Origin of the sequence: Pararhodobacter sp., from assembly GCF_036802785.1 — a bacterium.
GTDB lineage: Bacteria > Pseudomonadota > Alphaproteobacteria > Rhodobacterales > Rhodobacteraceae > Pararhodobacter.
Map to the genome: position 1 here is coordinate 19,533 of NZ_DAIRVN010000059.1, position 10,945 is coordinate 30,477.

The 10,945-nt window shown below is 65.0% G+C and carries 11 protein-coding genes; all 11 read left to right on the forward strand.

What is annotated here, in order from left to right; translation table 11 throughout:
- Positions 1-42 precede the first annotated feature (42 nt).
- Positions 43-762, forward strand: a complete 720-nt coding sequence (uppS, locus tag V7Q53_RS17215; protein ID WP_333829956.1) for a polyprenyl diphosphate synthase — start codon at positions 43-45, stop codon at positions 760-762.
- Positions 759-1,562 carry a phosphatidate cytidylyltransferase gene (locus tag V7Q53_RS17220; protein WP_333829957.1) on the forward strand — a complete coding sequence of 268 codons (804 nt, stop codon included), beginning with the start codon at positions 759-761 and terminating at the stop codon, positions 1,560-1,562. Before uppS ends, V7Q53_RS17220 begins: the two co-directional genes overlap by 4 nt.
- Complete coding sequence (gene dxr / locus V7Q53_RS17225; protein ID WP_333829958.1) at positions 1,562-2,749, forward strand: 1-deoxy-D-xylulose-5-phosphate reductoisomerase; 1,188 nt, start codon at positions 1,562-1,564, stop codon at positions 2,747-2,749. Before V7Q53_RS17220 ends, dxr begins: the two co-directional genes overlap by 1 nt.
- Positions 2,750-2,759: 10 nt before the next feature.
- Positions 2,760-4,094, forward strand: coding sequence for an RIP metalloprotease RseP (gene rseP, locus V7Q53_RS17230; RefSeq protein ID WP_333829959.1), 1,335 nt, complete (start codon positions 2,760-2,762; stop codon positions 4,092-4,094).
- A 104-nt stretch (positions 4,095-4,198) separates the two neighbouring features.
- On the forward strand, positions 4,199-4,369 hold the full coding sequence (locus V7Q53_RS17235; RefSeq protein ID WP_333829960.1) for a hypothetical protein: 171 nt from the start codon (positions 4,199-4,201) through the stop codon (positions 4,367-4,369).
- Positions 4,370-4,608: 239 nt separating this feature from the next.
- The gene (gene bamA, locus V7Q53_RS17240; RefSeq protein WP_333829961.1) at positions 4,609-6,972 is read left to right on the forward strand and encodes an outer membrane protein assembly factor BamA; all 2,364 of its coding nucleotides are present in this window, start codon (positions 4,609-4,611) and stop codon (positions 6,970-6,972) included.
- Complete coding sequence (locus V7Q53_RS17245) at positions 6,972-7,499, forward strand: OmpH family outer membrane protein (protein WP_333829962.1); 528 nt, start codon at positions 6,972-6,974, stop codon at positions 7,497-7,499. The genes bamA and V7Q53_RS17245 overlap by 1 nt, the downstream gene beginning before the upstream one ends.
- A gap of 130 nt (positions 7,500-7,629) precedes the next feature.
- A complete protein-coding gene (gene fabZ, locus V7Q53_RS17250; protein ID WP_333829963.1) occupies positions 7,630-8,121 on the forward strand; it encodes a 3-hydroxyacyl-ACP dehydratase FabZ in 492 nt (163 codons plus the stop codon).
- A gap of 2 nt (positions 8,122-8,123) precedes the next feature.
- Positions 8,124-8,921, forward strand: coding sequence for an acyl-ACP--UDP-N-acetylglucosamine O-acyltransferase (lpxA, locus tag V7Q53_RS17255; RefSeq protein ID WP_333829964.1), 798 nt, complete (start codon positions 8,124-8,126; stop codon positions 8,919-8,921).
- Positions 8,918-9,721: an LpxI family protein gene (locus V7Q53_RS17260; protein WP_333829965.1), complete on the forward strand. Its 804-nt coding sequence runs from the start codon at positions 8,918-8,920 to the stop codon at positions 9,719-9,721. Before lpxA ends, V7Q53_RS17260 begins: the two co-directional genes overlap by 4 nt.
- Positions 9,718-10,923 carry a lipid-A-disaccharide synthase gene (lpxB, locus tag V7Q53_RS17265; RefSeq protein ID WP_333829966.1) on the forward strand — a complete coding sequence of 402 codons (1,206 nt, stop codon included), beginning with the start codon at positions 9,718-9,720 and terminating at the stop codon, positions 10,921-10,923. Before V7Q53_RS17260 ends, lpxB begins: the two co-directional genes overlap by 4 nt.
- Positions 10,924-10,945 lie beyond the last annotated feature (22 nt).

Here is a 10,945-nt window from a genome sequence, read left to right on the forward strand (position 1 = left end):
CCTGATTCAAGGCCCTGTGCGTTCCCTGTAAACGGAGTTTCCATGTCGTCTACCACTTCAAGAACCCCCGAACATGTCGCTATCATCATGGATGGTAATGGACGTTGGGCAACGAAGAAGGGCTGGCCGCGGCTGGTAGGGCACCGCAAGGGGGCCGAGCGTGTCAAGGCCATCGTCCGCGTGGCCCCGGACCTTGGGGTGAAATGGCTGACGATCTATGCCTTTTCGACCGAAAACTGGAAGCGCTCGACCGAAGAGGTTATCGGGCTGATGGGCCTTTTCGGTCGCTATATCCAGCGCGAGGCCGAGAATATGTCGCGCGAAGGGGTGCGCATGCGCTTCATCGGCGACCGCTCGCGGCTGGACGTCAAGCTGCAGGACATGATGCGCTGGATCGAAGAGCGCACCAAGGACAACACCCATGTCAATCTCACCGTTGCGATCAACTACGGCGGGCGCAACGAGCTGACGCGCGCGGCGCGGGCGCTGGCGCGGCAGGCGGTTGAAACCGGGCTGGACCCGGACATGATCGACGATGAGGCCGTGTCGCGCGTGCTGGATACCTTTGATATCCCTGACCCTGATCTGGTGATCCGCACCTCGGGCGAGACGCGGGTTTCCAACTTTCTGCTCTGGCAGGCGGCTTATGCCGAGTATGAGTTCACGCCCGTCCTGTGGCCTGATTTCACGCCTGAGGTTTTTGCCGAAATCCTCGGCCGCTACGGCGCCCGTGACCGTCGCTTTGGTGGTGTAGGCACATGAGCGAGGGGCGCTTCGGCGACCTGAAGCTGCGGGTGCTTTCGGCGCTGGTGATGATCGTGGTGGGCTTTGGTGCGCTTTGGGCCGGGGGCCATGTGATGGCCGCGCTGGCGGTGGTTCTGAGCGGTCTGCTGGCGTGGGAGCTTTACGCCATGATGCTGCCCGAGGCCCCGCAGGGCCGGGCCGAAGCCTATGGCGTGGTTGCCGCCATCGTGGTGGCGGTGTTTTCCTATACCTGGGGCGGGCTGCTCTCGGTTGCCGGGCTGCTGCTGGCGGCGGGGCTTCTGGCCGTGCGCATCCCGCGCGATGCCGGTATCTTCGCGGCCTATATGGCGCTGATCCTGCTGGCCGGTCACGGGCTGATCGTGCTGCGGGGCGAATACGGGCTGGTATGGGTGCTGTGGCTGGTGCTGATCGTCATTGCCTCGGACGTGGCGGGTTATTTCGCCGGGCGGGTGATCGGTGGGCCGAAATTCTGGCCGCGCTACAGCCCCAAGAAGACATGGTCGGGCACGGTGGCGGGCTGGATGCTGGCGGCGGTGGTCGGCTATGTATTCATGGATATTCTGGGCGCGGGCCTCTGGCTGATTGCGGTGTCGGTGCTTTTGTCGCTGGCCGGGCAGATGGGGGACATTGCTGAAAGCGCGATCAAGCGGCGCTACGGGGTCAAGGACAGCTCCAACCTGATCCCGGGCCATGGCGGCGTGCTGGACCGTTTCGATGCAATGATCGCGGTGACCGCGCTGGCCCTTGTGCTGGCGCAGCTTGGCGTTTTGCGCGGGCTGACGGGGGTAGCAGGGTGATGCGCAGGGTTTCGGTATTCGGCGCGACCGGCTCGGTGGGTGAAAGCACGCTGGACCTGCTGGCGCGGCGGACGGATGTCAAAGTGGCGGTGCTGACCGGCGGGCGCAATGTGGCACGGCTGGCCGAACAGGCGCGCGCGCAGAAGGCGGAACTGGCGGTTACGGCCTTTGAAGAATGCTACCGGGACCTGAAAGAGGCGCTGGCGGGCAGCGGGATCGAGGTGGCGGGCGGCCCCGGCGCCGTGGTCGAAGCTGGTTACCGGCCCGCCGACTGGGTGATGTCGGCGATTGTCGGTGCCGCCGGGCTGGCGCCGGGCTTTGCCGCGCTGTCGCAGGGGCGCACGCTGGCGCTGGCCAACAAGGAATCGCTGGTTACCGCAGGCTCCCTTCTGATGGCCGAGGCGCGCACCCATGGCGCGACGATCCTGCCGGTGGACAGCGAGCATTCGGCAGTGTTTCAGGCGCTGGCGGGTGAGGAAATCGCCTCGGTCGAAAAGGTGATCCTGACCGCGTCAGGCGGCGGGCTGCGGGACTGGCCGCTTGACGCGTTGGCGCGTGCCACCGTGGCCGAGGCCGGGTCGCACCCAAACTGGTCGATGGGTCAGCGCATCACCATCGATTCCTCGAGCATGTTCAACAAGGCGATGGAAGTCATTGAAGCGCGGGAATTTTTCGGGCTCAGGCCTGAGCAGATCGAAGTGCTGATCCATCCACAGTCGCTGGTTCATGCGCTGGTCGGGTTCAACGACGGGGCGCTGATGGCGCATCTGGGTGCGCCCGACATGCGCCATGCCATCGGCTACGCGCTGAACTGGCCCAACCGCGCAGGCCTGCCGGTGGCGCGGCTGGATCTGGCGCAGGCGGGCCGGCTGGATTTTTCCGCCCCGGACACAAACCGATATCCCGCGCTGGATCTGGCGCGGCAGGTGATGGCCACGGGCGGGGCGGCGGGGGCGGTGTTCAACGCTGCCAAGGAAGTGGCGCTGGATCAGTTCATCGCGGGGCAGATCCGCTTCACGGAAATGGCTGCCGTTGTGGCCGACACACTGGAAACTTACGGCGCGCGTGCTGATATCGGCAGGGTGCCCGGATCGCTGGCCGATGTGCTGGAGATTGATGCCGAGGCGCGTGTGCTCGCCGGGCAGGCGGGTCAGCAGCGCCGCCGCGCCATTTCCGGCGCGGCCTGAGGAGCGAAAAATGGATTTCATGGGCCTTGTCCCCGATTTCGGGAACCTGTTCTTCACGCTGGGCGCCTTTGTCCTGGCGCTGTCGGTCATCGTTGCGGTGCACGAGTACGGGCATTACATCGTCGGGCGCTGGTCCGGCATTCATGCCGAGGTATTCTCCATCGGGTTCGGCCCGGTCCTGTTCAGCAAGGTGGACCGTCATGGCACCCGCTGGCAGGTGGCCGCGCTGCCCTTTGGCGGCTATGTCAAGTTTTACGGCGATGCGAATGCGGCTTCGGCCTCGGACAACGCGGCAGTGGCGCAGATGAACGCCGCCGACCGTCGCCGCTCGATGCCCGGCGCACCGCTCTGGGCGCGGGCGGCGACGGTCGCGGCGGGGCCGGTGTTCAATTTCATCTTTTCGATCCTGATCTTCGCGGCCTATGTGACGTTCAACGGCATCGCCGCCGACACGCCAAGGCTGGGCATGGTCCATCCGCTGCCCGCCCCGGCGCAGGAACTGCGCGAGGGCGATCTGATCACCGCCATCGAGGGGCAGCCCACGGCGCGGCTGGAAGATTTCTACCGTGTTGCGGGCGACATGCCCGGTGCGCCCAGTCTCTCCTATACGGTTGATCGCGCGGGCAACGTGCTTGAACTGCAAGGGCCGCATCCGATTCCGGCGCGCGCTGCGGGCATCACGCTGGGTTCGGCCGCGCGCGATGCGGGGATGCTGCCGGGCGATGTGATCCTGAGTGTCGATGACACGCCGGTCTGGTCGTTCAACGCCTTGCCCGCCATGGTCAATGCCGCCGAAGGGCAGGCGCTGGCGCTGCGTATCTGGCGCGCGGGCGAAGAATTGGAACTGACACTGGTGCCCCGCAGAACCGATCTGCCGCTGCCCGATGGCGGGTTTGAAACGCGCTGGCTGATCGGGTTGCAAAGCGGCGCCTTCTTTGAACACCCGACCCGCCAGCCCACGGCGACCGAGATCGTGCCCTTTGCCGCCGGTCAGACATGGAGCGTGATCACACGCAGCCTTTCGGGAATGTATCACATGGTTTCGGGCGCGATCAGCACCTGCAACCTGTCCGGCCCCATCGGCATTGCCACCACCTCAGGGGCCATGGCGGCTGACGGGATATCGTCTTTCATCTGGTTCATTGCCGTGCTGTCTACTGCGGTGGGTTTGCTGAACCTCTTTCCGATTCCCATCCTCGACGGCGGGCATCTGATGTTCCATGCCTGGGAAGCGGTCACCGGCAAGCCGCCGGGGGAGCGGGCGCTGAACCTGCTGATGACCATGGGCCTGATGCTGCTGGCCGCGCTGATGCTTTTCGCGCTGTTCAACGATCTGTTCTGCTGACGGCCGATTCGGAATATTCTGCACGTCATTGCCGCAAGGCGGTCACAATCATGCCTCAAAGCCCGGTCATCTGCCGAAAGTGTCGATAAACCGGAGGCTTGTTCATGCATCTTGTAACCCCCGCAATGCGCGGATTGCGCACGCTTTTCGAGTTGGGATCAGACCGGTTCTGGTTCGCCGCCGCCGTGATTCTGGGCCTGTTCCTGGCAAGCTGGGTGGGTAATCTCGCGGTCGGCAGCTTGATTGCGCCGCACTATGACGGGCTGGGTTTCTGAACGGCGCTGAGGCCGGTATTTCTACTCCGAAAACGTCAGATCGCGGCCGGGCATATGCTCCGGTCGCTTTGCCTTGCTGGCCCGACGCGGTGTTGCGGGGCGCAGATGCCTGGGGGAAGGGTGTACCCTGATTGCCCCATTTGCCGTAAAGCTGCGAATAAAGTGCGCATCGCTTTGACATTTCTCCTCCTTGCCGATACTCAGGGAAAAACGACAGCGGTAAAAAACGGGGCTAAGAAATGCGCGTCTTCTGGCTGAGCGATATTGCGCGCAACTTCGCGGGGGCTGCCAAGCCGCTGCATCGCGTTGTAGCAATTTTCCTTTTCATATCATTGGTTTCCATCGGTGCATCCGTGCCGGCAGAGGCGCAGACCTATCGGTTCAACGCTGTCAGCGTGCAGGGTAACCAGCAGATTGACGATGCCACGATCATCGGATTCGCAAGAATCGCCCGCAGCCGCAGCATGAGCGCGACCGAACTGAACGAAGCCTACCAGCGGGTTGCAGGTACCGGGTTCTTCCGCTCCGTCGATTTTTTGCCCAGCGGCGGGCAGCTTGTGATCCGGGTTGAGGAATATCCGATCCTGAACCGCGTCAATTTCGAGGGTAACCGCCGCGTCAACAATGATGCGCTTGCCCCCGTGGTCCGCTCGCGCTCCGGCACTGTCTATTCTCCCGCGCAGGCCGAGGCCGATGCGAACGCGATCGCCGAGGTTTATGCCGCGCAGGGCCGTCTGGCCGCACGTGTCACGCCCCGGCTGATTGAGCGGGCAGGCGGGCGCGTTGATCTTGCCTTCGAGATTGTCGAAGGCAGCATGGTTGAAATTCAGCGCATCAGTTTTGTCGGCAACCGTGACTTTTCCGAGCGCCGCCTGCGCAATGCAGTCGATATCGCACAGGCAGGTCGGCTGAGCACCTTCTTCCGCGTGGACAACTACAACGAGCAGCGTATCGCCCGTGACCGTCAGGTGCTCCAGGATTTCTATCTGTCGCGCGGCTATGCCGATGCGCAGGTTCTGTCGGCTGTCAGCGAACTGACGCGTGAGCGTGATGGTGCCTATGTCACCTTCACCATCCGCGAAGGCCAGCAGTACCGCTTTGGCGCTGCCAGCGTTCAGTCCGAGATCAGCGGGATCGATGCGGCGCCCTATTCGGCGGCGCTGACCCTGCGCCCGGGCGCGCTTTTCACACCCACCGCCATTGAGAACCAGATCCAGCAGCTTGAGCGTGTCGCCTATCAGATGGGTGAGCGTTTTGTGCGGGCCGAGCCGCGGCTGACGCGCAACGAGCGCGAAGGCACGATCAATGTGGTCTTCGCGCTGATCCGCGCTGACCGCGTGTTCATCGAGCGGATCGATATTCAGGGCAACACCACCACGGCGGACAACGTCATCCGGCGTGAGTTCAATGTGGCTGAGGGCGACCCGTTCAACCCGCGCGAAATCCGTGAAGCAGCGGCGCGTATCCGCGAGCTGGGGTATTTCTCGGATGTGCAGGTGACCCCGCAGCCCGGCGCGGCAGCCGATCAGGCGGTCGTCGATGTTCAGGTCGAGGAAACGACCACCGGCTCGCTGGGCTTCGGCCTCAGCTATGGGGCCAGCGACGGGATCGGCGGCAACCTGACCTATAGCGAGTCGAACTTCATGGGGCGCGGTCAGGCGATCACCGCGACGATCTCGACCGTCAGTTCGGCGCGCAGTTTTGAATTTTCGATCACCGAGCCCGCGCTGTTCGACCGCGATCTGGCGCTGGGTCTGCGCGCCGGCCTCAGCTCGACCACCGCGACCGATGCGGCGAATTTCTCAACCCGCGTGATGCAGGTGTCGCCCTCGCTGTCGTTCCCGGTCAGCGAGAACGGGCGGCTGTCGCTGCGCACCACACTGATGCGCGATTCGATCAGCGTTGCCGATGCACCTGCCCTGCCTGATCCCGATCCGATCTCGCCGCGTCTGCGCCGCGAAGCCGATCTGGGCCGGGTGATCACCTCATCGGTCGGCTATACCTACGGGATCGACACCCGCTATCGGGGCAATACCCCCGAAAGCGGCTTTGTGTTCCGCTTCGGGCAGGATCTTGCCGGGCTCGGCGGGGACCGGCGCTGGCTGCGCAGCACCGCGCTGATCGGATATGAGCAGCGTGTCCTCAACGGCGATGTCACCCTGCGTGCCGAGCTTGAGGGCGGGGCCGTCGTGCATCGCTCAGGCACCAGCCGGATCAGCGAGCGTTTTGCGTTGTCCAGCGATCAGATGCGCGGCTTCCGCCCCTTCGGTATTGGTCCGCGTGACGGGACAACCGATGACGGTCTGGGTGGTAACTACTTTGCCGTAGCCCGGTTCGAAGCGCAGTTCCCGCTGGGCCTGCCGCAGGAATACGGAATCTCCGGCGGTGCGTTTATTGATGTCGGCTCGCTCTGGGGCATCGACAATGTGGCGGCGGGCGAAACCATTATCGGCAACACGCGCAGCCTGCGCGCCACCGCCGGTCTGGCCCTGTTCTGGGACTCACCCATCGGCCCGCTGCGGTTCAACTTCACCACGCCGATCCGCCGCGAGGCTTATGACCGGGTGCAGCACTTCGACTTCACGATCGCCGCGCGGTTCTGATGCTTCGCCAACTGGGCGGAATGCTTCTGGCGGGGGCCCTTTGTCTGGCCCCCGCCATGTCAGTCAGCCAGACGGTTCCTTTCCGCATTCTTGACGAAGAACGGTTGTTGCGGGAGTCGCGGCTGGGCCAGCAGATACTGGCAGAGATCCGCGCCGCCGAGCAGGCACTGGAAGAAGAGAACCAGCGCATCTCAGACCAGCTTGCCCAGGAAGAACGCGACCTGACCGAGGCGCGCACCCGGCTTTCACCTGAAGAATTCCGCACCCGCGCCGATGCCTTTGACCTGCGGGTCGAGGAAATACGCGCTGAGCGCAATCAGCGCAGTGTCGAGCTGGCGCGCTTCTCAGATACCGAGGCGCAGCGCTTCTTCGATACGGTGCTTCCCGTTCTCACGGCGCTGATGGACGAGGAAGGGCTGGTGGCGGTACTCAAACCCGATGCACTGATACTTGGTACAGACTGGCTGGATATGACCGACAGCGCCATCCGGCGGCTGGACGCCGACCTGGCCCCGGCCACCCCATGATCCGCAATCCGCCTGCACGGCGCGCCGCAAAGGCGCGGCGGCTTGCCGTTGGCGGGCAGAATTGTTAGGGATCACGATCAGCAGATGTCCGGCGTCACGGTCGGGAATGTGATCAGACAGGAGTTTCGAGATGAACGATTCCGCCCCCGGCACGGATAGCGAAGCGGCGCCGGTCACCTCAGCCGATCTGTCGCTGATCCAGCGCTGCATCCCGCATCGCTATCCGTTTCTGCTGATCGACAAGGTGCGTGATATCAAACTGCGCAAATCGGCAGTCGGCGTGAAGAACGTGACCTTCAATGAACCCCATTTTCAGGGCCATTTTCCCGACACACCGATCATGCCCGGCGTCATGATCATCGAGGCAATGGCGCAGACCTCGTCGGTGCTGGTCAGTCTGTCGCTGGGCCTCGTGGACCGCAACCCGCTTGTCTATTTCATGGGCATCGACAAGGCGCGCTTCCGCCGCAAGGTGGTGCCGGGCGATGTGCTGGAGCTTGAGGTGACGGCGCTGCGCGGTTCAAGCCGTGTCTGGAAATTTGACGGTGTGGCCCGTGTCGGCGACGAGATTGCCGCCGAGGCCGAGTTCATGGCAATGATCGACATGACCGGCCGGGGCTGAGCATGTCCATTGACCCGACGGCGCAGATCCATCCCACCGCCATTATCGATGAGGGGGCGGTTATCGGCCCCGGGTGCCGTATCGGCCCCTATGCCTGCGTCGGTCCCGATGTGGTGCTGGGCGCCGGTGTCACGCTCAAGGCGCATGCCGTCGTCACCGGCTGGACCGAAATTGGTGCCGGGTCTGAGGTGTTTTCATTCGCCTGCGTCGGTGAAATCCCGCAGGATCTGAAATTCGCCGGTGAGCGCTCAAGGCTGATCATCGGCGCGCGCTGCCGCATCCGTGAGGGGGCCACGCTGAACACCGGCACAGAGGGTGGCGGCGGCGTTACCCGGGTGGGCGATGACTGCCTTTTCATGACCGGCGCCCATGTGGGCCATGACGCGCAGGTTGGCAGCCGGGTGATCATGGCCAATCAGGCCGCGGTGGCCGGTCATTGTGTGATCGGCGATGATGTCATTATCGGCGGTTTGTCCGGTGTGCACCAGTTCGTGCGTGTCGGGCGCGGGGCGATCATCGGCGCCGTGACCATGGTGACCAATGATGTCATGCCGCATGGTCTGGTGCAGGCCCCGCGCGGCGATCTGGAGGGGCTGAACCTTGTCGGCCTCAAACGCCGCGGGATCGAGCGCTCCGAGATCACCGCCCTGCGCGCCGCCTATCAGATGCTGGCGCAGGGAGAGGGCACTTTCCTTGACCGCGCCCGCCGTCTGGCCGAGGAATCCGACAGCCGCCATGTTCACGAGATTACGGATTTCATTCTGGCGGCTTCGGACCGCTCGTTCCTGATACCAAAATGAGCCGGGTTGCGATCATCGCCGGGGCAGGGCGCCTGCCCGCTGAACTGGCCGCCGCGCTTGGGGGCAACCCGCTGATCTGCGCGCCCAAAGGGAGTGTGCCTGAGGGGCTGGCGGTGGATCTGGCCTTCCACATCGAGCGGCTGGCGCCCTTCCTGCGCCATCTGGTGGATGAAGGGGTGGAGGTAGTCTCTTTCGCCGGCCCCGTGCACCGCATGGCACTGGACCCGGCGCTGTTCGACCCCGAAACCGCCACCTTCGTGCCGCGCCTTCTGGCCGCGATGCAGGGAGGCGACGATGCGACCCTGCGCGTTGTGATCGCGCTATTTGAGGAATACGGGCTGAGCGTTCAGGGCCTTGCCACGCTGGCGCCCGCGCTCCTTGCCGCTGAGGGTGTGCTGGGCGCGCGCACACCCGGCAGCGCCGAAAGCACCGACAGCGCGCGCGGGGCCGAAATATTGCAGGCGCTGTCGCCCGTCGATGTGGGGCAGGGCTGCGTGGTCGCCGCGCGCCTCTGTCTGGCGGTTGAGGCGCTTTACGGCACCGATGCGATGCTGGCACAGCTCGCCTCCTGCCGTGATACCCGCGAACCGCGCAAGGGCGGGGTTTTCGTCAAACGCGCGAAGGCGGGGCAGGATCTGCGCGTCGATCTTCCCGCCATCGGCCCCGCCACCATCGAGGCTGCGCGCGCGGCGCGGCTGACGGGCATCTGCCTGCAGGCCGGGCAGGTGGTCATTCTGGACCGGGCCGAGACACTGGCGCGGGCCGATGCGGCGGGAATCGCCCTTTGGGCGGTGCCGTGAAGGCCTTCGTGATCGCCGGTGAGCCCTCGGGCGATAATCTGGGCGGTGCGCTGATGGCGGGCTTGCAGTCTCTCCGCCCCGATATCCGCTTCACCGGCATCGGTGGCCCGGCGATGGCCGCCTGTGGCCTGCAAAGCCGCTTCCCGATGGCCGAGCTGTCAATCATGGGGCTGGCCGAAGTGCTGCCGAAATACGCCCATCTCAAACGCCGTATCCGCGAGACGGCGGCGGCGATCAGCGCTGAGGCCCCCGATGTGGTGATCACTATCGACAGCCCCGATTTCTGCCTGCGGGTGCTGGCACAGGCCCGCACCGCCAATCCCGCCCTGCACACCGTGCATTATGTCGCCCCCTCGGTCTGGGCATGGCGGCCGGGGCGGGCGGTGAAAATGGCGCGTGTGGTCGATCATGTGCTGGCACTTCTGCCGTTTGAGCCCGCCTATATGCAGGCCGCCGGGATGAGCTGCGATTTCGTCGGCCATCCGGTCGTGGCTGAGCCTGTAGCCTCTCTGGCCGAGGCACAGGCCTTCCGCGCTGCCCATGCCATCGCCGGGGATGCGCCGCTGCTGCTGGTCCTTCCCGGTTCACGCCGGGGCGAGGTTGAGCGGCTGGCGCCGCGTTTCGGCGCCACCCTGCGCCGGGTGCTTGACGGGCGGCCGGGCGCGCGGGTTGTGGTTCCCAGCGTCGCCGCGCAGGCAGAGCGTGTGCGCGCCCTGATCGCGGACTGGCCCGGCGCGCCGGTGCTGCTTGATGCCGCAGCGACCAGCGCCGCCGAAAAGCGCGCGGCTTTCCGGGCGGCGGATGTGGCGCTGGCGGCTTCGGGGACCGTGTCGTTGGAACTGGCCGCCGCGCAGGTGCCGATGGTGATCGCCTATGATTTCAACCCGCTCACCCGGTTTCTGGTGAAACGGCTGGTGCGGCTGGAAACAGCGACGCTGGTCAATCTGGTTGCGCAAACGCGGGCAATTCCGGAATGCCTGATGAACGATTGCACTCCTGAGTGTATCGCCCCCAAACTCGCCCGGCTTCTGGATGATCCGCAGGCACAGGCCGCACAACGCGCGGCGATGGATCTGACGATGGACCGCCTTGGCCGCGGGCAGGAGGCGCCGGGCCTGCGCGCGGCGCGCTCGGTCCTGAACCGGCTGGCCAGCACCGCGCCCGCGCCCCTTCATCTTGCCGGAAATACGCCCGGGGGGTGAATTTGGCGCAGCCAAAGAGGGG